General features: G+C 42.1%; 19 protein-coding genes. 6 read left to right on the plus strand and 13 right to left on the minus strand.

What is annotated here, in order from left to right; all coding sequences use genetic code 11:
* Nucleotides 1–82 precede the first annotated feature (82 nt).
* The 6 genes from H8B19_RS16765 to pspA form a co-directional block, all read right to left on the minus strand.
* Nucleotides 83–835 (minus strand): TIGR04219 family outer membrane beta-barrel protein, encoded by a 753-nt coding sequence (locus H8B19_RS16765; protein WP_186508105.1) that lies wholly within the window; start codon nt 833–835, stop codon nt 83–85.
* A 3-nt stretch (nt 836–838) separates the two neighbouring features.
* The gene (locus H8B19_RS16770; RefSeq protein WP_338401539.1) at nt 839–1,831 is read right to left on the minus strand and encodes a DUF2333 family protein; all 993 of its coding nucleotides are present in this window, start codon (nt 1,829–1,831) and stop codon (nt 839–841) included.
* An 18-nt stretch (nt 1,832–1,849) separates the two neighbouring features.
* The gene (locus H8B19_RS16775) at nt 1,850–2,296 is read right to left on the minus strand and encodes a copper chaperone PCu(A)C (protein ID WP_186508107.1); all 447 of its coding nucleotides are present in this window, start codon (nt 2,294–2,296) and stop codon (nt 1,850–1,852) included.
* 65 nt (nt 2,297–2,361) lie between these two features.
* Complete coding sequence (locus tag H8B19_RS16780; protein WP_186508109.1) at nt 2,362–2,694, minus strand: hypothetical protein; 333 nt, start codon at nt 2,692–2,694, stop codon at nt 2,362–2,364.
* Nucleotides 2,695–2,710: 16 nt separating this feature from the next.
* A complete protein-coding gene (locus tag H8B19_RS16785) occupies nt 2,711–2,914 on the minus strand; it encodes a PspC domain-containing protein (RefSeq protein WP_186508111.1) in 204 nt (67 codons plus the stop codon).
* An 86-nt stretch (nt 2,915–3,000) separates the two neighbouring features.
* Nucleotides 3,001–3,660, minus strand: a complete 660-nt coding sequence (gene pspA, locus H8B19_RS16790; protein ID WP_186508113.1) for a phage shock protein PspA — start codon at nt 3,658–3,660, stop codon at nt 3,001–3,003.
* Between the two features lie 487 nt (nt 3,661–4,147).
* On the opposite strand from pspA, the gene H8B19_RS16795 reads away from it, so the two are divergent.
* Nucleotides 4,148–5,092, plus strand: coding sequence for a TolB family protein (locus H8B19_RS16795; RefSeq protein ID WP_186508114.1), 945 nt, complete (start codon nt 4,148–4,150; stop codon nt 5,090–5,092).
* A 336-nt stretch (nt 5,093–5,428) separates the two neighbouring features.
* On the opposite strand, the gene H8B19_RS16800 is transcribed toward H8B19_RS16795, so the two are convergent.
* The 5 genes from H8B19_RS16800 to dusA form a co-directional block, all read right to left on the minus strand.
* Nucleotides 5,429–6,457 carry a methionine synthase gene (locus tag H8B19_RS16800; RefSeq protein WP_186508115.1) on the minus strand — a complete coding sequence of 343 codons (1,029 nt, stop codon included), beginning with the start codon at nt 6,455–6,457 and terminating at the stop codon, nt 5,429–5,431.
* Between the two features lie 49 nt (nt 6,458–6,506).
* Nucleotides 6,507–7,484 carry a DUF1852 domain-containing protein gene (locus tag H8B19_RS16805; protein ID WP_186508117.1) on the minus strand — a complete coding sequence of 326 codons (978 nt, stop codon included), beginning with the start codon at nt 7,482–7,484 and terminating at the stop codon, nt 6,507–6,509.
* 331 nt (nt 7,485–7,815) lie between these two features.
* A complete protein-coding gene (locus tag H8B19_RS16810; protein ID WP_186508118.1) occupies nt 7,816–8,700 on the minus strand; it encodes a LysR substrate-binding domain-containing protein in 885 nt (294 codons plus the stop codon).
* Nucleotides 8,701–9,032: 332 nt separating this feature from the next.
* Nucleotides 9,033–9,311, minus strand: a complete 279-nt coding sequence (locus H8B19_RS16815; RefSeq protein WP_186508120.1) for a hypothetical protein — start codon at nt 9,309–9,311, stop codon at nt 9,033–9,035.
* Nucleotides 9,312–9,524: 213 nt separating this feature from the next.
* A complete protein-coding gene (dusA, locus tag H8B19_RS16820; protein ID WP_241737655.1) occupies nt 9,525–10,460 on the minus strand; it encodes a tRNA dihydrouridine(20/20a) synthase DusA in 936 nt (311 codons plus the stop codon).
* Nucleotides 10,461–10,829: 369 nt separating this feature from the next.
* On the opposite strand from dusA, the gene H8B19_RS16825 reads away from it, so the two are divergent.
* Nucleotides 10,830–11,366: a phosphatase PAP2 family protein gene (locus H8B19_RS16825; RefSeq protein ID WP_186508124.1), complete on the plus strand. Its 537-nt coding sequence runs from the start codon at nt 10,830–10,832 to the stop codon at nt 11,364–11,366.
* Nucleotides 11,367–11,411: 45 nt separating this feature from the next.
* The gene (locus H8B19_RS16830; RefSeq protein ID WP_186508126.1) at nt 11,412–11,783 is read left to right on the plus strand and encodes a diacylglycerol kinase; all 372 of its coding nucleotides are present in this window, start codon (nt 11,412–11,414) and stop codon (nt 11,781–11,783) included.
* Nucleotides 11,784–11,790: 7 nt separating this feature from the next.
* Here the strand turns inward: H8B19_RS16830 and H8B19_RS16835 are convergent, their stop codons facing one another.
* Together H8B19_RS16835 and H8B19_RS16840 are read right to left on the minus strand one after the other, a co-directional pair.
* A complete protein-coding gene (locus H8B19_RS16835) occupies nt 11,791–13,230 on the minus strand; it encodes an ATP-binding protein (RefSeq protein ID WP_186508128.1) in 1,440 nt (479 codons plus the stop codon).
* A complete protein-coding gene (locus H8B19_RS16840; protein ID WP_186508129.1) occupies nt 13,230–13,904 on the minus strand; it encodes a response regulator transcription factor in 675 nt (224 codons plus the stop codon). Before H8B19_RS16840 ends, H8B19_RS16835 begins: the two co-directional genes overlap by 1 nt.
* Nucleotides 13,905–14,117: 213 nt before the next feature.
* Between H8B19_RS16840 and H8B19_RS16845 the strand changes: the two genes are divergently transcribed.
* Genes H8B19_RS16845 through H8B19_RS16855 form a run of 3 tightly spaced genes read left to right on the plus strand, consistent with a single transcriptional unit; the run spans nt 14,118 to nt 19,783 of the window.
* Nucleotides 14,118–15,689, plus strand: a complete 1,572-nt coding sequence (locus H8B19_RS16845) for a BamA/TamA family outer membrane protein (RefSeq protein WP_186508131.1) — start codon at nt 14,118–14,120, stop codon at nt 15,687–15,689.
* Between the two features lie 9 nt (nt 15,690–15,698).
* A complete protein-coding gene (locus tag H8B19_RS16850; RefSeq protein ID WP_186508133.1) occupies nt 15,699–16,727 on the plus strand; it encodes an efflux RND transporter periplasmic adaptor subunit in 1,029 nt (342 codons plus the stop codon).
* Nucleotides 16,724–19,783, plus strand: a complete 3,060-nt coding sequence (locus H8B19_RS16855; protein WP_186508135.1) for an efflux RND transporter permease subunit — start codon at nt 16,724–16,726, stop codon at nt 19,781–19,783. Before H8B19_RS16850 ends, H8B19_RS16855 begins: the two co-directional genes overlap by 4 nt.
* The last annotated feature ends 44 nt before the right edge of the window (nt 19,784–19,827 follow it).

The following is a 19,827-nucleotide window of genomic DNA, read 5'->3' on the forward strand; positions in this document are numbered from 1 at the left end:
TTGCTCAGTTCACATAAAAATGCCCCAAATTCAGCATAAGTTGGGGCATGAATTAAACTACAACAAAGATTGAGTTCGCGTATTAAAAGTGAAACTCAATACCTGCAAACGGGCCTTTAAATTCAAGGTCGGTGTAAACACCATCCAGGTCATTTAATTCCATTTTAAATGCGCGGTAACCTAATTGAACACGCATATCCAGCGCCAGATTATCCATTAAGTAATAAGTTAACGCTGCCTGATATTCATAGACGGTGTGATCGTCGATGGATAAATAGTTACCTTCAGCGTAAAAGCCCAAACCAGTCAGTGGCATTTCGGTAGCGAACTTTGAATACAGCAGAGGAATAAAGCCAGAAAAATCCTCAGCGCCCTGAATAGTAGGATCGCTGGCATCCTGTACATTAATGGTGCCGTCTACATCTTTGATGTTCAAACCAAAATCAAAGGTGATCAAATCATTATCAAATAACTCGTAATAAAGGATGTAGTCGGTATTGGTTAAATCTATCTGAGTTAACAGGTTGCTTTGTTCAGTGAAGGTTTGGTCACCAAAAGTATAAGAACCGGTTAGAGTCGCAGTACCCTCGTTATCAAAATCAGTACGGCGAATTTTAATATTGGGGATCATTGGCACTGGGTGTTCCAGTGCAACATACAGTGAGGCCGAGTTATCGCGGTCAAAATTATAATTCACCAGATTGGATTCATCGGCAAAGCCACCTTTTGCGTCAAAATTCCATAGTTGCGCACCGGCATACAACCCTAACAATGTATCTGCAGCAGCATTGCCCGATAGTCCAAGTGCTGCCAGTAATATTAGCGATTTTTTCATACATTATCCTTGGGTCAAAAGTTCAGTTAAATCAATTAATCCGGCATTGGCACGGGAAATATAGTTAGCCATAACCAATGAATGATTAGCCATGGTGCCAAAACCACTGCCATTTAAAATCATTGGGCTCCACACCGTTTGCTGAGTGGCTTCCAAATCACGGATAATCTGACGCAAACTGACCAGTGCATTTTTCTTATCCAGTGCATCAGCAAAATCCACTTCCACAGCTTTTAAGAAATGAATTAATGCCCAGCTCGCGCCACGCGATTCGTAAAACACATTATCCAAATCCCACCAACTGGTTTTTAAATACGCCTGATTACGGGTGGGTGTTGACTGAGTAGCAGAGGCATCACCGGCCAAATCGGTATTTACTGCTTCCTGCCCTACACTGGCACTTAAGCGTTGTGATAATCCACCCAGACGTTTTTGCACCTGTTTCAACCAGTCACGTAAGTTATCGGCACGGGTATAAAATTGTGCAGTATTGTCCGATTGTTGTGCCAGATGATCGCGATAACGTATTAGCGCGTCGATACCTTCCTGATACTGTGATTCCGCAGAAGGCAGCAACCAGCCACGATGATCAATATTAAATTTAGGATGGGCTTTAACTAAATCGGGATTTTCCAGCGACTGAGACTGTGAACGACTGAAATCGCGACGCATGGCCAGCGCCATATCGCGCACCATTTCCAGCGCACCAAATTCCCATGCGGGCATATTGTCCATCATCACGCTGGGCGGCAATACATCATTGGATAAATAACCACCGGATTTATTTAATAAGGTTTGCGACACCTCAATTAAGGTATTAGTCACAATGTAACCTGATACCAGCTTTTGACCATGGGCGTTAACTTGTGCCACAGCACGTTCACGCGGATCAAACTGGTCCGGCTCAAAACTCCAGTACACCGCCAGCGCATAGAACAAAATAAATAACACGGTGAGTGAAATCAGCGAATTTCTCACATTAAAAAGTTGTCTCACTGGGATCTCCTTGTTGAGCTAGTGATGTTGATGCTGACTCATTTTTTGCGCGCCGGGCCGTTTAACCACAGCGCTAAATTCAATTTTTTGACCATCCTGCATGATCAGCGTCAACATAACCTGTTGGTCTTCTTTTAGCGGCTGTTTCAAATCAAACAACATTAAGTGTAAGCCACCTGGCTGAAACTGAAGTTGTTCACCGGCTTTTAAGGTAACACTTTCCTGTTTCATCATATGCATCATATTGTTATGCATCATATGCGCGTGTAACTCGGTACGCGCTGCAATATCAGTTTGTGCGGCAACAATAATGCAATCGGTTTTATCACTATTGTTGATCGTAAAATAGGCTGAAGTGTTTTTAACCCCGGGAGGTAACAAACGCACAGTGGCGTCACTAATTTCGATGGTGGCCGCAGCCGTGGTACTGAATAATCCAATTAACATTAGCAGTAGATAGCGCATACAACACTCCTTGAATGATTAAGCGAAATTATTCAGCAAAATCAGACAGAAGCCAACAGCCCAAGCTAATAATTGGGCTGTTTATTATCTTTCACTAACCAAATTACGATGGCAACAAACAATATAGCAGGCCAAAGCGCGGCAACACCGGCAAATAAAATCGAGCCCACCACTACAATGCCCACAAAAAACAAAACCGATAGCATACTCACGGCCAGTAAAAAGCCTAACACCACAAAAAATATCACAATGCCGGTTATCGCTAATCCACCTTCCAGAAAATTAGCCGGACCATCATCAAACATAATCTGCATATGGTGTGAATCAGTAAACAGCTCTCCAAAACACCAGGTCAGAATAATCGCCACCAATACCGCAATTAATAGATTCTTAAACATGGTTTCCCCCAAAGTCCTAACGAACAGGCAGTAACAAGGTCGCTAAAAAATACGCCACCGCAGTTGGTACAGTTAAAAAGATAAGCGCAACAATGGCTGCAACTCTTACTAACCTGACATCAAGCTGCCAGTAACGCGCCAAACCTGCACAGACACCAGTCACCTTTTTGCCAAAGTTTGCACGGTACAACTGACGGGTATTGTGATAATAATCTTTCATGTTCTGCTCCTAATAATTGTTATAGATGACCTGGATTTGTTGAGGTCCGGTGTCAGGCTGCGTTCCACAACCTGACAACCTTCGACTTAAGCAACTTTTTTCTTAAGAGCGTCTAACTCTGCTTGCAAGTCATCTTCTTTAGCTAACTGCTTAAATTCATTTTCCAGACTGTTAGCCGAGCTGGTTAAATCGTAGGCTTCCACTTTGGCTTCAATCTGTTCAATACGTTGTTCGTAGTGCTCAAAACGCAGCATAGAATCAGCTATTTTTTCACTGCTTTGTTGTGCTTTGGCTTTTAAACGCACGGTGGCAGATTGATTTCTGGCAACCAGTGACTTTTGTTTAGCACGCACTTCCGCCAGCTTTTCATTTAGCTTGCTGCAATCGTCCTGCAATTTAGTGATACTTTCGTCCACTGCATCCAGTTCGTTTTGCAATGCGTCCAGCTCAGCCTGTGCTTGCTGCTTTTCAATTAATGCGGCGCGCGCTAAATCTTCACGGCCTTTGCTCATGGCTAACTCGGCATTTGCCTGCCAGTCTGCAATTTTGGCGGCTAAGCGAATTTGTTTGCGTGCCAATACTTTTTTCTCAGCCAGTTGTCTGGCCGCGACAGAACGCACCTCAACCATGGTTTCTTCCATTTCCTGAATAATCAGCTGAACCACTTTTTGCGGATCTTCTGCCTTATCCAGTAACGCATTGATGTTTGATTGCACGATGTCGCTAATACGAGTAAACATTCCCATTTTTAATCTCCACACTAAAAATTAATTTTGTTGTTCGGGCTGTTTGCCCTTTCCAATAGAGTTATTACAAGTGGCGTGCCAAGATTAAAAATAAATTTATCTTATTGTTTTTAAATGAATTTTTAGAGACTCGATGTTTTAAGTGGGGTATACAGCAAAGAATTTAAAAAACAAAAGTGGTCAAAATCGCAGGCAATTTAGTCAAATTCGCCAATTGAAAATTGAGTTGAATGATCGAAAGACAAAAAATAGATAAATATGGAAACTGAGTGATTAGATATTTGGAAGCGAAATGGTGTTAAACGGATGAACTACTGGGTTTAGGTTTAATTAAAGCGATTTAGGCACAATTCATTCGATGAGTCATAAGGAGTCTGACTAAAGCTGAATGATATGATTTTCGGGATGGGTTATCTATCTTCGAAGATACAACTCCTTAAACTTGTTCTTGCCCTAGCTCAAAAATGAAAATTAGGAAAAATATTCAATGCTAGCAAAACAAATTATTAGGATAGAAACACTACTGCTCTCAATTACTATTCTTAGCTTAGCGGCTCCGTGCAAAGGCGATGAACAACTGCCCTCTAAGCCCTTATCCCTTGTATATAGTTTTAAAGAGGGAAAGAACAGAGCAATTTATTTGAGTGATGAAGAAGGTAAAACTCGCATAAAAATTGTAGATTCAACTAGCAGTGATGGTTATCCGGCTGTATCCCCAACAGGAGAAAGTGTTGCATTTTATGGTAAATACGACAAAAACAAAACTTGGTCCATTCATACTGCAGATATAGATGGAAAGAATGTTCGCCGATTAACCAATGACAAAAATGTTCGCGACAGTGCCCCAGCTTGGTCCCCTGATGGAAAAACTATTGCGTTTGCTAGAGAGTATCAAGATTCAAATGGAGCTTGGCAGGAAGAAATCTGGCTGATGAATACAGATGGAACTGAGCAACGTCAAATAAAAGCACTTAATGGACTTTTTCCCACGTTTTTGCAAGATGGACGAATTCTCTATCAATCCAAATCTAGCCCAAGTCAAATAAGCATCGCCAATATAGATGGAAGCAATGTAATTCAATTAACCAAAGATGATACAGATAACATGATGCCAAAGATTTCCCCTGATGGCTCACAAATCACTTATCTTTCAAGTAGAGATGGGAATCAAGAGGTATACATCATGAATGTTGATGGCTCTAGCCATCAGAGAATAACTAAAAATGATATTCAAGAGTGGGGACCAACCTGGTCTTCTGACGGTTCCAAAGTCATTTTTTCATCGGAAAACGTGCATGGTTTTTTTGATATTTACAAAGCGAACAAGGATGGTACATCTATCGAGAAAATATTGAATAGTGGATCTCAAGCAGCGACGGTATATCATCTGGATAAAAGCTATTTGGAGAAATCACTTAAAGTAAAACTATGAGCAAAATCATCAGGATAAGCGGTTCTATTGACAATTTAATGTTGGCACAAATATACAGTGCAATATCAATTTCCTGAACTTCCGCTCCTTGCCTATAGCGGACTAGCTTAAACCTAATTATTCGATGTCCGCTATTTCGCTCATAGCTACCTTACTGATGCTTGCTAGGAACATGTAGATCACTGTGCCTGATTTGATTTAAACCACTAAAAAGTAAAGCCAACAAAAAGGGCTAGTGATTTAAGGTGTGGCCATAAGCGAGTTTTAAACGCTGCGGCGACACCATTAAACCCTAACCCATATCGAATTTTGATTAATCGGAATTTGCTTAGCTGATTAAACGGAAAGCTCTCTGCGAATAATCTCAGCACCCGCGCTTAATGCTTGTAATTTACCGCGTGCCACATTGCGCGATAGCGGCGCCATTCCGCAGTTGGTGCACGGATAAAGTTTATCGGCATGCACAAACTCCAGTGCTTTGCGCAGTGTTGCGGCCACTTCTTCCGGGGATTCGATGTTATTGCTTGCTACGTCAATGGCACCCACCATTACTTTTTTACCGCGAATTAATTCGAGTAAATCAATTGGCACATGTGAGTTATGGCACTCCAGTGAAATCAAATCGATACTGGATTGCTGTAATTTAGGAAACGCCTGTTCGTACTGGCGCCATTCGGAGCCCAGTGTTTTTTTCCAGTCGGTATTGGCTTTAATGCCATAGCCATAACAAATATGTACTGCGGTTTCGCATTTTAACCCTTCGACTGCGCGCTCAAGTGAGGCGATGCCCCAGTCGTTTACTTCATCAAAAAATACGTTAAAGGCCGGTTCATCAAACTGGATAATATCCACACCCGCAGCTTCCAGTTCTTTGGCTTCCTGATTAAGGATTTTGGCAAATTCCCACGCCAGTTTTTCACGGCTTTTATAATGCGCATCGTACAGAGTGTCGATCATGGTCATAGGGCCAGGCAATGCCCATTTAATTGGCTGAGTAGTTTGCTGGCGCAAAAATTTCGCATCCTCCACAAACACCGGTTTTTGACGTGATACCGCATCGACCACAGAAGGCACACTGGCATCGTAACGGTCACGGATTTTGACGGTTTTACGGTTTTCAAAATCCACACCACTTAGGTGCTCAATAAAGGTGGTCACAAAGTGCTGACGAGTTTGCTCACCGTCACTGACGATATCGATGCCAGCTAATTGCTGCTCCTGCAATGAAACACGCAGTGCATCCTGTTTGGCTTCTGCCAGCTCGTCACCTTGTAATTTCCACGGTGACCAAAGAGTTTCCGGCTGAGCCAGCCATGAGGGTTTAGGCAAGCTGCCAGCGGTTGAAGTAGGTAATAACTTTGTCATGATTAATTCAGTTAGCTTTTGTATTAGTTAAAATCAGTATTTATATGGCCTAGATCGCAATGCGCGACGACCACTGCTCAAGGATATTTTGGTAAGGCTTAATAAAATGCTCTTCAGCAAATTTGCCCTGCGCAATCGCCAGTTTGCTGCGCTCTTCTCTGTCATACACGATTTGCGTTAGTGAATGGTCCTGATGTTTTAAATTCGGTTTAAAGCACTTACCGGCAATCGCATTAGCGTTGTAAATTTCAGGACGGTAAATTTTCTGGAAGGTTTCCATGGTGCTAATGGTGCTAATCAGTTCCAGATTGGTGTAATCCGTTAACAAATCGCCAAAGAAGTAAAACGCCAGCGGAGCCACACCGTTAGGCGGCATAAAGTAGCGCACCTGCAAGCCCATCTTTTTAAAATATTGCTCGGTCAACGAGGTTTCATTCGGTTGGTATTCATAACCTAATACCGGGTGTTGGTTTTCGGTTCTGTGGTAGGTTTTGTTATCCGACACGCTCAGGCAAATGACCGGTAACTTTTGGAAATGTTGTTTATAAGCGTCGGAATTAACAAAGTGCTTAAACAATTTACCGTGTAAGTCACCAAAGTTATCCGGAATGCTAAATTGCGCCTGATCTTTGTTGTGTTTCAGCAACAGTACACTGAAATCATAGTCACGCACATAAGAGGAAAAGTTATTACCCACTATGCCTTCAATACGTTTACCGGTTTTATGATCAAGGATGTTGGTTTTTAAAATCTCAATCGACGGGAAAGCCTGTTCGCTGCCTTCAATATCCATTCCCACCGAGATAATTTCCAGCTCCACCGAATAACGATCGGCTTGCGGATTATCCCAGTAAGCCAACGCATTAAAACGGTTATCGATCATGTTTAATGCGTTGCGTAAATTCTGCTGACGACTTTCTCCCCGCGCTAAATTAGCAAAGTTAGTGGTGATACGGGTGCTTTCTGATGGCTGATAGTTTTCATCAAATTTAAGGCTCTCAATGGTAAAGGTGAAATCTTTAAACATGGCTCTGTACTCTGCTAGTAATCTGGGATAAACCCTGAATGTTGAAGCGATGAGTAGGTTATACTGCGCCAAATACATGAATAAAAATGATTTAATCTCATTAATACATGCACAATATTCATAATTACAATAAATCATGTAATATCGCTTAAAAAACGGCCTAAATAACCCAATAAAAGGAATAAGCTATGCCGTTTTGTTTGATTGTTTGGCGCTTGTTGCCAGCTGAAATACGATTTTATGGGGTTAGAAAAGAAGATAAATCTGCGCGGGGTCGTATTTAAACACCCCTCGCCTAATAAATTAGCGCTTTACACAGATACCTTTAGATTTAACCGCTGGTTCTGGCCTGGGCGATAAAATCACTAAGATAATTAATTTGTTCTTCGTCTTTACGCATACCCAGAAAGATCTGTTTTTTAATACCCTGTTTGCCAAAACGTAAACTTTTAATTGGCAGTGTGCTGGCAAACTCATCGACTAACCAACCGGGCAAGGCACAGATACCACGACCTGCCGCCACCATCTGCAACATGATCTCGGTGGTTTCGATAATCTTGTGTTTTTTAACCGTGCATTTTGCCGGATTTAAAAACTGACTAAAAATATCCAGCCGCTGTGGCTCAACAGGATAACTAAATAACACTTCATCACTTAGCTGCTCGGGGATCACAAAGTCTTGTTTAGCTAAATGGTGAGAAGCGGGCACCACTAAGCGATGTTCATAATCAAATACCGGAAGATAAGCCACCTTTGGTGTAAACAAAGGATCTGGCGTAACCAGAATATCAATTTCATAGCTATGCAACGCGCCCAAACCACCAAACTGAAATTCCTGTTTTACATCAATATCCACTTCAGGCCATTTTTGCAGAAACGGCTCAATCACCTTTAACAGCCATTGGTAACAGGGGTGACATTCCATGCCAATGCGTAACGAGCCCATTTCGCCCCTGGCAATCTGGCTCAATAATAATTCGGTATGCTGGAATTGTGGCAATACACGATTGGCAAGAATTAAGATCCGCTCACCAGCTGCCGTCAGGCGCAAATTTCGCCCTTCTTTTTGCCACACAGGTACTTTCAACTGCCCCTCAAGTTTTTTAATACTGTGACTGAGCGCAGACTGAGACAAATTCAATGACTCAGCGGCCTGAGTTAAGGTGCCTTGCTGTTTGATTGCAGCTAACACTTCCAGATGAAAACGACCCAACACAACGAGATTCCAATTTTAAGCAACTTATTTTATGAATTTAATTCATGGAAAAATAAAATTACACCATTATTTTCATAGTTGATGGATCTTAGGAGTAAATATAAAGAGGAACGATGAAATTGAAAAATGCGAGTGATTTAGAGATTTAAAGACAATGAAAAGTACAAAATGCAAGACAGTCGTTTAGGATTGACTGTCTTGCCTCGATGAGTGGTCAAATTGTATGTGAGTTTGTTTAAACTCTAACAGGCTGAGAATAACGGCCCCTGCCAGATAGGCGACCACGGGCATCATCAATATTCCGATTAGGTCTAATTGGCTCAGCATAATCTTTACCCGATGTTAGCAGCGATAATTTCCGGTGCTTCTTCGGTCTGAATCACAACATCAGATTCAGGTAAAGTTTGTTTAGATTGAGTATCCAGGCTCTCAGTCGCATTGACTACCGCCTTATCAATTTGTTGTTGAACTTGTTGCTCTAATACCTGAGTCGCTTTTTGCATTAACTGACCAGATACCTGGTTTAAATCGAATTCCTGTGCCTGAGCTACCTGACTACCAGAAACGGCGATTAAAAATACTGCGCTTAAAGTTTTGACTTTGTTAAACATGATTGGCTCCATTTATTAGGTTACTAGTTAAGTCGCAGTAACTATTGCGATAGTTGTGCCAATCTTTAAAAAAATTTTATCTCTTTGTTTTAATTGAATATTTTAATTTTAATTTATCAAGAGTGTTTAAGCGTGCCAACTTGCCAGACTGTTAAATAGCCAAATTAACCAACCATTTGGTCAAATTAACCAACTTAATTTGCCCCAGCCAATTCAACGTTGGGCCATGGCAGCAAGTGCTGCATCAAAAGTGGCAGGAGTTGCTGTGTCGCTGGTGCCGTTTTCACTTAAATAACGTCGCCAGGCGCGTGCGCCCGGTTGATTCTGAAATAAACCCAGCATATGACGTGCAACATGCCAAAAACGCGCACCTTGCTGCATTTGTTGCTCGGTATAATCCTGCATAGCTTTAATGACCTGCTCGCGGGTTAGCTCATTTGGCGCCTGATCATAAAAACGCTCGTCAACCCCGGCCAGGATCCATGGGTTGCTATATACCTCGCGTCCGATCATCACGCCGTCGATATGTTGCAAATGCAATTCGGCGTCATCCAGCGTTTTTACCCCACCGTTAATATCGATGTGTAAATCTGGATACTGCTGTTTAAGCTGGTAAACACGGTCGTACATAAGTGGGGGAATATCGCGATTTTCTTTGGGGCTTAAGCCTTTTAACCAGGCTTTTCTGGCGTGCACAATAAAAGTGTCACAGCCGGCTTCGGCAACGGTGGTGATAAAACGGTCTAAATCTTCCATCTCACACATATCGTCAATACCAATGCGGGATTTGACCGTAACCGGAATATCAACCGCCTGCTGCATGGCGCTAACACACTCTGCCACTGTTTGTGGTTCGGCCATTAAGCAAGCACCAAAGCGACCATTTTGAACCCGGTTAGACGGACAGCCCACATTAATATTAACTTCGTCATAACCATATTCCTGCGCCTTTTGCGCACAGAGGGTCATGTCTTTAGCATCTGAGCCGCCTAATTGCAGCGCAATGGGATGCTCAGCATCACTAAAGCTCAGATAATCGCCTTTACCGAAAATAATCGCCCCTGTGGTGACCATCTCAGTATATAGCAACGTATGCTGCGAGATTTGGCGCAGAAAATAACGACAATGACGATCGGTCCAGTCCAGCATCGGTGCCACCGAGATACGTCTGTTAATCGAAGCTACATTGATTGCATTTGGTTGCTGGACATTGTGTTTCACTGAGAATCTCATCGCGATAAATTAATACGGCTTCCAATCCGGCCAACTTTTGAGCGGATGGAAATTTGGGGTTGCGGATTTTAGCACACCACGTCTTGCTTACAAAAAGATAGGACTCGATTAACTTAAGCTGACCTCTTGCGTAAATAATCGATTCAAATCCCGACACATAACTCCTGGATAATTAAGTTTTTTTAAGACTCGTGGGGCACTATCAGTTTCAATACATACGCTTAAAAAGCACGAAATTTACAATTTGTGCGAGCGACACAAAATAAAATACAGGAATTTCTTCTGATGACAGCGCGATTCCCACTGCCTCTGATCTTATTGGTACTTTATTTGTTTAGTCAAAACAGCTTTGCCAAATCTGACACTGAGACCTATGGCGATATTGGCGCAGTAACACTACCACTTTTTGCTGCGGGATGGAGCTATCTTAATAATGATCAACAAGGAATAGAGCAATTTTCAAAAGCAGCACTTAGTAATCTGGCATTAACCCAATTACTAAAATACGCGGTACATAAAAAACGTCCGCAAGGGAATTCTTATACCTCTTTTCCTTCTATGCATTCTTCAGTTGCGTTTCAAAGTGCCACTTATTTGCAAAAACGTTATGGTTGGAAGTACGGTGTGCCTGCATACACGCTTGCCAGTTATGTGGGCTGGAGCAGAGTAAAATCAAATCAACATTACAGTATAGATGTGCTCGCTGGTGCAGCGATTGGCATACTGAGCAGTGCTTACTTTACGGAACGTTATAAAGATTTAAACATAGCCCCCTATGCTAATGCTGATGGTGTTGGCGTGCATTTGGCGATGAATTTTTAACTTAATCGCATTGAACTGTTGCTGTGGAATAGGAATATTTAATCAATGGAAAATAACGCTGCTGATTTAAAAAATCAGCCTTTCAAACAAAAGTTACAATTTGCACTACAAGGACTAGGCTACGCATTTAAACAAGAATCGAACGTACGCAGACATATATTCTTTGGGTTAACGGCTCTTATTTTATTTGCCTTTGTCCAGCCAACAGCAATTTGGTGGGCGTTGATTGTATTGGTGATCTGCCTGATTATCGCAGCAGAAATTTTAAACTCCTCAATTGAAGCGATGTTAGACCATTTGCATCCAGACATACACCCCACAGTCGGGTGCATTAAAGATATGCTGGCAGCAATGGTTTTGTTGCTAAGTATTGCTGCCGGAATTATCGGTGTATTGGCTTTGGTAGACAGTATCTAAATTCAGCCTAATTGGCAGTGGTTACTGAAGACTTATTTTCGACAGGTAACACTAATTTAAAACAAATTTTATCATCTGGCACACTGGCATCTATACTGGCATTTATTGCATCACTAAGCACTTTTACAATAGATAAGCCCAGACCAAAGTTTTCATTCGAGGTACGTGATTGATCTTTCTGCCACAGCGGGTCGAACATCTTCACCAGCTCATCTTGTGTGATAACACTAATCAACTGATTGCTGACCAATAGTTGCAACGACTGCTCATTTATACGCTCGATTTCCACCTCAATTTTTGATTCGTCGGGGCTATAACACAGGGCATTTTCAAACAGGTTGTTGATAATGGCTTCAACTGCAAACAAATTAGATGTGACCAAAAATGATTGATTGCCGGGCAGCGTCAGCGAAAACCTCGAAACGCTTTGCCTTTCAATAAGCTCCTGCACTTTATGTGCAAAGTCAAATGTGTCGTTACATTCTAATGATTGCTGACTATGTTTATGCAGCATCATTAAATTGGAAATGATATTTTTCATACGTAATGCAATTTGCAGCACTTCTGGCTTATAACTGGTTTCAAGTTCACGGTCAGAAAAGCGCATGGCCACTTCGGTAAGATTTAAAAGTTCAGTAACCGGTGTTTTTAATTCATGTGCAATATCCGAGGTTAATTGCCGCTCACGTTTATACAGTGTGTAGTTTTGTTCAATAAAATGATTAAGGCTCTCAACAATCGGCATTAATTCTTCAATCGGTTCGGCCAGAACCAGCTTATTATTATCGTGTGACGTAAAATGAATTTTCTGAATGTCGCGTTTTAAGTTTTGTAAGGGTGATAAAGTAAAATACACAGTGTGATTGACAATAAAACGAATAATCAGTGGCACCAGAATGACGGCCAGAATGAAACTGATATCGATTAGCCACAGATAATATTCCAGCTCTTCCCGGGATGTCGCATATGCCAGAGTCATTTGTTTTGCAACTGGCCTGTTCTCCGCTAGCTTATCTCTGTCTTTGCTATCAATTTGAGGGGTAAAAGTAATAAATGCAATTCGTCCTAACCGCCCATCCGGTAATTCCAGATTTTGCAATTCAATTTCATGCAACGCGGTGGTTTTAAACGGTAAATCCATTTGCGAGTGAAATGCCAGTGTATCCGACCGTTCAAATACTTCTCCGTCATACCATAGCTGAAAGTACTCCGGCTCTACACTCCCTTCAAATTCAGGCATGTACTCACCAGAAAACTCAAATTCTATGCCATTTGCATCTTCATTTACCAAAGTTTGCAGTAATCCAATTTTGTTAATCATGTTGCGGTTAAATTCATCCTCAATCCAACCATCAAGTGATACATCAGCAATAATCAGTACCGTCAGAATTAATAACGAAAGGCCAACGGACAATCTGCGGGAAAGTGTTTTTTGAATCGATTTCATTAGTTTTCTGTCACAATATAACCAAAACCACGTTTATTCCTGACCGGTAAATCGGCTCCGAGTGTTCGCACCTTTTTACGTGCGGATGATAAATGGGCTTCAATTGCATTTTTAGATACAAAGTCATAATGACCCGCGATGTACTCACTCATTTTTTCAGACGTAACCACCCGGGTTTTGTTTAAAAATAAACATTCAAGAATGCGGTATTCGTTGGGTGTTAAATCAACATTCTGGCCCTGATAACAAAAGCTTTTGCTGTGAATATCCAGTTCAAAATCACCCACCTGAATTTTATCATCAGCCTGGATAGCTTTACCGCGTCTCATCAAATTGATTAGGCGGGCATGTAGTTCATCAAATGAAAAGGGTTTAGATAAATAATCGTCCGCACCTGCTAATAACCCTCCAACCTTATCTTCATGTTCAGCTTTGGCTGACAAGATAAGTACCCGGGTATCTTTTTGGCTTTTTCTAAGGGCTTTTAGAATCGACATGCCATCCATTTCCGGCAGCATAAGATCCAGAATAATCAGTTCATAATCCCCCAGCAGAGCCATACTTAAGCCCTCGGCACCATCTCCTGTGGCATCGATCATATATCCCAGTTTTTCCAAACCAAGACTTAGAGTTCGTCTGAGCGACACTGAATCTTCAATCAAAAGCAAACGCATAAAAAACTAACCAGAAAACAATCATCAATATGCTGGGAATGTTGTGAATGATACCGGAATTGACGGTAAAAAGGTTGTACTTTGTACCCGGAAATAAATGTTAGCCAGGCTCATCCAAATTTGCTCAAACAGAAACTTTAAGCCTTTCTTCAGCCAATCATAAGAATTCATGCCTACGCTTGATACTGGTTATTTTAATTGCAGGTTTACCCAATGGTAAAACACTTGATTCTGGTTGTAGGTATGGTTGCTGTTTGTCCCTTAGTCGCAGTGGCAGATAGCTGTAACTCCGTTCCCGAGATTGAGGTGAAAACGAATAACATCTTTGATCTGACTGACCCGGATACGATATGGCTCCATCGCCTGGCCAACAGTATAAATGTGGTAACAAGACAATCAACCATTGAAAATGAGCTGGCTTTTTTAAATGAAAAGTGTGATGTCTCTGAACGCGATTTGCGTGAGGTGGAGCGTCATTTACGCCAATTAAAATATATCAAAACAGCTGAAGCCAGTTTTAATGATGAAGGAAATATATTAGTAGAAACCAGTGATAAGTGGACCATGATGCCAACACTGGATTTCGGCCGCAAAGGAGGTAAAAACAAATATTCAATTGGCCTCAAAGATCGCAATCTGTTTGGCTATGGCATAGATGCTGATATTGAATATTTTAAAAATGATCAGCGTACTGGATATACCTTTAAATCTGAATTCCCTCTCTATTTAGGGCAAAACATCCATGGTGGTTTAATACTCTCAGATACTGACGATGGCAGCGCACAGGGCATTAGTATTATCAAACCATTTGTCAGTTATGACACCAATACTGCGTATTCATTTGACGCCTATCATGCCAAGTTATCACAACAATTTTACCTCAATGGTGCCGATTATTATGAACTGGCGTACACAGATACCAATTTTTCTGCCAGCTGGGGGCAGCTGTTATCACGCCAGCCAGATTCTGTCTGGCGCTATCAGGTTGGAGTGGATGCGACTGACCGCCAGTTTACCGGTATCACTAGTATTTTTGACATCAACCAGCCAGATGATCGACGTTATCTGGTGCCATTTGTACAAATTGACTACATTCAGGATGCTTTTGCTGAACTTAATAATATTCACGTAATTAACCAAATTGAAGACTTCAATTTTGGTTGGCAGCTTTCCACTAAACTAGGTGTGAATGTTGCTGCCAGAAATAACGACGAATCCCGTTTCATATGGAATCTCAACGCCAGTAAAGGAACACAGTTATCCAATAACACGCTGCTATTTTCAGACTTTTCCCTTGAGTCTGATTTTGGCAGTAGCAGCAAAAATCGCTTTGTGGTCAAAAGTGATAATGAACTGTTTTATCGCCTGTCTGACCGTTTTTCTCTTTATGGTGGTCAATTCCTGACTCTGAGTAAAAACCAGTATTTAGATGCGCCTGTTGCTATCGGTGAGGAAACGGGTGTACGCGGTTATCCACTGGAATTTCAACGTGGCGATCACAAAATCTCATTCACTGGCGAATTACGCTATTACCCCAATATTAATATTTACAACCTGTTTGAATTAGGTGCCGCGGCCTTTGTGGATACAGGAAAAGCATTTTCCACTAACGATTTTCACAATGATACCAATCAATGGCTAACCAGCGTCGGAATTGGTGCAAGACTTTTCTCAAAACATTCATCAGATGCAAAAGTGATCCATATCGATATGTCGTTCCCGATGTTAAATCATCAAAATGTCAACAATGTGGAATTTTTGATCACTACCAGAACCAGCTTTTAAAGGACTTAAATGCGATACCTCCCGGTTATATTATACTTGTGCGGCTTAGCTGGAGCGGCTGCGCAAACCAGCAAGCAATCAATACCAATTGTCGAAGCACATAAAATTTCTGCCCAACAGATACATTCGCTTATTCAGGTTTACGGTACGGTGGAAGCCGATGCCACTTCCATACACACAATGGCAAGTAGACGCGCAGGAACAGTATCAGATATAAGATTGGTTGAGGGCGATAAAGTTACAGCAGGCCAGACTGTACTTACCTACCAAAGCCTTGCCAGTGACCAATCACAAATGGAACAAGCTCAGGCAAGTGTTGATTTTCAGCAACAGCATCTTCGTCAGATCGAAAGCTTATTTAAGAACCACCTCGTTAATATAACCGAACTGGACGATGCCAAACGCCAGTTAAAGGTGGCGAATGCCGTTCTGAAAGCATTAAAATCGGAGGGAAAAAATCATACGGTTGAACAAATTGTCTCGCCACTTGACGGTATCATTTATGCTATCAAGGTTGAAAATGGACAGCGCTTCCCGGCCGATTCGACGCTTTTTACCCTGATTGATGAAGCACAAATGAAGGTGAGATTAGGTGTGGCCGAATCAGATTTGCCAAACCTGACAACTGACAGTGGCTGCCAGCTTTATAATGTGTTTAATCCACAGGTTAAGGTAATTTGTCAGATTACGTCCATAAGCCACTCGATTAATACCAGTACTGGATTGGTTGACGTGCTTGCTACGCTGCCGGCCGGTGATTTAAATGCCTTTCCACTTGGCACCCATGTTTCAGCAACCCTCACCTTAAATAAGCACTCTGCCTTAGTCGTGCCGCAAACCGCGGTTAAACAGGATATTGGTGGTCATTTCTTATTTATCATCAATCAGGGCATCGTACATAAAAAGTATGTCGATACTGGCGCCCAACTTGATGATCAAATTGAAATTGTTAAAGGGTTATCACCAGGTCAGACAGTTGTTATTTCAGGCAACAATGAATTAACTGATACCACACCAGTAAAAGTAAAAATGCTATGAGTACTGTTATTACAGAATGGGCACGCAAACACAGCCGCGCTCTGTTGAGCTTATTTATACTGGTTGCCATTGGTGGATTGATTGTCAGTCGTTCAGTACCCGTATCTTTATTTCCACATGTGGAATTTCCCAGAATAGTGGTGTCTGTGGATGTCGGCGATATACCGGCAAAGCAAATGGTTACTGATATAACCTTACCGCTGGAAAAAGCGCTAAGAGCTGTGCCTGGTGTAAAAAATATTAAGTCGACGACCAGTCGTGGCAGCGCCGAATTATCCGTGAGTTTCTCGTGGCAGGATGACATGACTCAGGCCATGTTACTGATTCAAAGCGCCATCAATCAGCATATGTACCAGCTGCCTGCGGGTTTACAGTTTGAAGTACGTAGAATGGATCCCACTATATTTCCGGTTCTCGCTTATAGTTTGCATTCCCCTCACCTGAATCTGGTCGAGTTAAAAGATCTGGCTCAGTTTGATTTAGTCCCAAGACTTTCAGGTATCCAGGGCTTAGCCAAGGCAACCGTATTAGGGGGTAAGGATGCGGAATTTCGTCTGGTAATAAACCCTGATCGATTATTCGCTTATTCATTGTCTTTAACCGATGTGGCCAATGCGCTTAAACAACATAATCAACTGACATCGGTAGGCAGAATTGAACAACAGCATCAACTGTATTTGCTGATTGCCAATGCACAAATGAACAGTATTAATGACATCGCAGCCACAGTGATTGCCAATCGCAATAACAATCCGATTAAATTGAGTGATATTGCTGATGTTTACTTAACTACATCACCGGTATGGCAGACAGTAACGGCGGATGGTGAACAATCGGTTTTAGTGCAGGTTTATCAGCAACCTGCCGGTAATACCACTCAGATAGTGGCAGATGTAAAAGCAGCAATCGCAGATTTTATAAATCAGGCACCTGCAGATTTATCAATCAAACCCTGGTACGACCAAAGTGAACTTATCAAACATGCAGCGATGAGCGTCGTAGAGGCCATGGTAATAGGCGTTGGTCTGGCCGCAATAGTACTGTGGGTATTTTTACGAAACAGCCGCACGGTTATGATTGCGATGTGTGTGGTTCCTATGTCAGTCGCAACGACAATTTTGCTGCTGCACGTAGCGGGAATGAGTTTTAATATTATGACGCTGGGCGGTATGGCTGCAGCTATCGGATTAATTATCGATGATGCGATAGTGGTCATAGAACATATCATGCATAAACTTTCGACCCGGAAACGTGACGAAAAAAATGCGATATTGCAGGCCTGCAGCGAGATTGCCAGACCCCTGACCGGCTCGTCTGCAGCGACCGTTATTATCTTCGCCCCCCTGGCATTTTTAGATGGTGTAACAGGGGCTTTTTTTAAAGCCTTATCATTAACCATAGCCATTTCATTAATCGCCTCGTATACCTTAGCCTGGTTAGTGGTACCACTACTGGCGACCAAATGGTTATCCACAAAAAAGCTGGGGAGCGACGTAAACTCAACCTCATCGCTGCAACGCGTTTACCAACAAGTACTTAAAGCCTGTTTAAACAAAAAGCGGCTGATAGTGATACCTTCCGTCGTCCTGGCGTTGGTTTGTTATCAATCGTTTTTAAAGGTGGGCACCGGTTTTATGCCTAAAATGGACGAAGGTGGCTTTGTACTTGATTACCGCGCAGAGCCCGGCACATCCTTAAATGAAACCAACCAACTGCTTGCAAAATTAGAAAAAATTCTGCAACAAAACCCAGCTGTAGACACCTATTCACGCAGAACCGGGCTGCAACTTGGTGGCGGACTCACTGAAGCCAACGAAGGTGACTTTTTTGTCAAATTAAAACCTCTGCCACGGGCTCCGATTGATCAGGTCATGAGTGACATTAGAGAGCAAGTTAATCAGCAAGTACCTCAGTTAGAAATCGAACTGGTACTATTGATGGAAGATCTCATTGGAGATTTAACCTCGGTCCCGCAACCAATTGAAATTAAATTATTTGGTAACAATGCAGATGAGTTATTACAAACTGCAGATAGCATCGCACAGCTTATAGCCAGGGTTAAAGGTGTGGTAGATATCAACAATGGCAGCAATATCGCCGGCAACTCAATTGAATTTGTCATTGACCAGCAAAAAGCAGCGTTAAAAGGTGTAAGTCCAGTCTGGGTCGCCGAACAGGCCAGGCGCTGGTTTGATGGTGATGTTGTTGGCCAGTTCCGCGATACACAAAAAAACATCGACTTAAGATTGTGGGTCCCACCATCAGCTCGTAACAATGCCACCAATCTGGATGGTATCTGGCTAAAAACACCCCAGGGTCAACGACTGGCATTAAAGGAGTTGGTGAGCATTAAACAAACCCAGGGTGAACCACAAGTTACCCGCGAAAATTTAAAACGTCTGGTTGCAGTAACCGCACGTATTGAAAATAGGGACATCGGCTCTACTGTACGCGAAATAAAATCACTTATTTCCACATCCCAATTGCTAAAAAAGGATATGTATTTTGAATTGGGCGGCCTTTACCAGCAGCAGCAACAAGCATTCAGTGGACTAATCACGGTATTTATCTCTGCCGTCGCCATTTTGTTCACCTTACTGCTGTATCTGTATGAAGATTTTTTAATTTGTATTGCCATTCTCAGTGTTGCCTTACTTGCAGCAGGAACGGTTTTTATTGGGCTGTGGTTAACCGGGATTGATTTGAATATTACCGCCATTATGGGCATGACCATGATTTTGGGTATAGTTACTGAGGTAGCGATATTTTACTTCTCACAATTCAAACAGCTGGCTGAACAAGGCCTTTCAACATCAGAGGCACTGCAACAAGCTGGTCACGACAGAATACGGCCAATCTTAATGACCACCTTAGCGGCAATTTTATCACTCACCCCATTGGCATTTGCTATGGGTCAGGGAGCAGAGATGCAACAACCTCTGGCTGTCGCTATTATTTCCGGCTTGTTAGTGCAGTTACCTCTGGTGTTACTGATTGCGCCCGGCCTGTATACCACCTTACTAAAACTGACTAAATCCCCAACATTTAAGCCCTAAGTTTACCTTCAGCAATCCTAAAGATTCAGCTTCTACTATTCCTT

The sequence above is a fragment of the Neptunicella marina genome (genome assembly GCF_014270035.1).
GTDB classification, from domain to species: domain Bacteria; phylum Pseudomonadota; class Gammaproteobacteria; order Enterobacterales; family Alteromonadaceae; genus Neptunicella; species Neptunicella marina.

Bases quoted from the DNA above. Each gene is read 5' to 3' on its own strand.
- dusA (WP_241737655.1), bottom strand. From the start codon at position 10,460: ATGCTGGACTGGACCGATCGTCATTGTCGTTATTTTCTGCGCCAAATC.
- H8B19_RS16845 (WP_186508131.1), top strand. From the start codon at position 14,118: ATGGTAAAACACTTGATTCTGGTTGTAGGTATGGTTGCTGTTTGTCCC.
- H8B19_RS16830 (WP_186508126.1), top strand. From the start codon at position 11,412: ATGGAAAATAACGCTGCTGATTTAAAAAATCAGCCTTTCAAACAAAAG.
- H8B19_RS16815 (WP_186508120.1), bottom strand. From the start codon at position 9,311: ATGTTTAACAAAGTCAAAACTTTAAGCGCAGTATTTTTAATCGCCGTT.
- H8B19_RS16765 (WP_186508105.1), bottom strand. From the start codon at position 835: ATGAAAAAATCGCTAATATTACTGGCAGCACTTGGACTATCGGGCAAT.
- H8B19_RS16825 (WP_186508124.1), top strand. From the start codon at position 10,830: ATGACAGCGCGATTCCCACTGCCTCTGATCTTATTGGTACTTTATTTG.
- H8B19_RS16795 (WP_186508114.1), top strand. From the start codon at position 4,148: ATGCTAGCAAAACAAATTATTAGGATAGAAACACTACTGCTCTCAATT.
- H8B19_RS16785 (WP_186508111.1), bottom strand. From the start codon at position 2,914: ATGAAAGATTATTATCACAATACCCGTCAGTTGTACCGTGCAAACTTT.
- H8B19_RS16840 (WP_186508129.1), bottom strand. From the start codon at position 13,904: ATGCGTTTGCTTTTGATTGAAGATTCAGTGTCGCTCAGACGAACTCTA.
- H8B19_RS16805 (WP_186508117.1), bottom strand. From the start codon at position 7,484: ATGTTTAAAGATTTCACCTTTACCATTGAGAGCCTTAAATTTGATGAA.
- H8B19_RS16780 (WP_186508109.1), bottom strand. From the start codon at position 2,694: ATGTTTAAGAATCTATTAATTGCGGTATTGGTGGCGATTATTCTGACC.
- H8B19_RS16800 (WP_186508115.1), bottom strand. From the start codon at position 6,457: ATGACAAAGTTATTACCTACTTCAACCGCTGGCAGCTTGCCTAAACCC.
- H8B19_RS16775 (WP_186508107.1), bottom strand. From the start codon at position 2,296: ATGCGCTATCTACTGCTAATGTTAATTGGATTATTCAGTACCACGGCT.
- pspA (WP_186508113.1), bottom strand. From the start codon at position 3,660: ATGGGAATGTTTACTCGTATTAGCGACATCGTGCAATCAAACATCAAT.
- H8B19_RS16850 (WP_186508133.1), top strand. From the start codon at position 15,699: ATGCGATACCTCCCGGTTATATTATACTTGTGCGGCTTAGCTGGAGCG.
- H8B19_RS16835 (WP_186508128.1), bottom strand. From the start codon at position 13,230: ATGAAATCGATTCAAAAAACACTTTCCCGCAGATTGTCCGTTGGCCTT.
- H8B19_RS16855 (WP_186508135.1), top strand. From the start codon at position 16,724: ATGAGTACTGTTATTACAGAATGGGCACGCAAACACAGCCGCGCTCTG.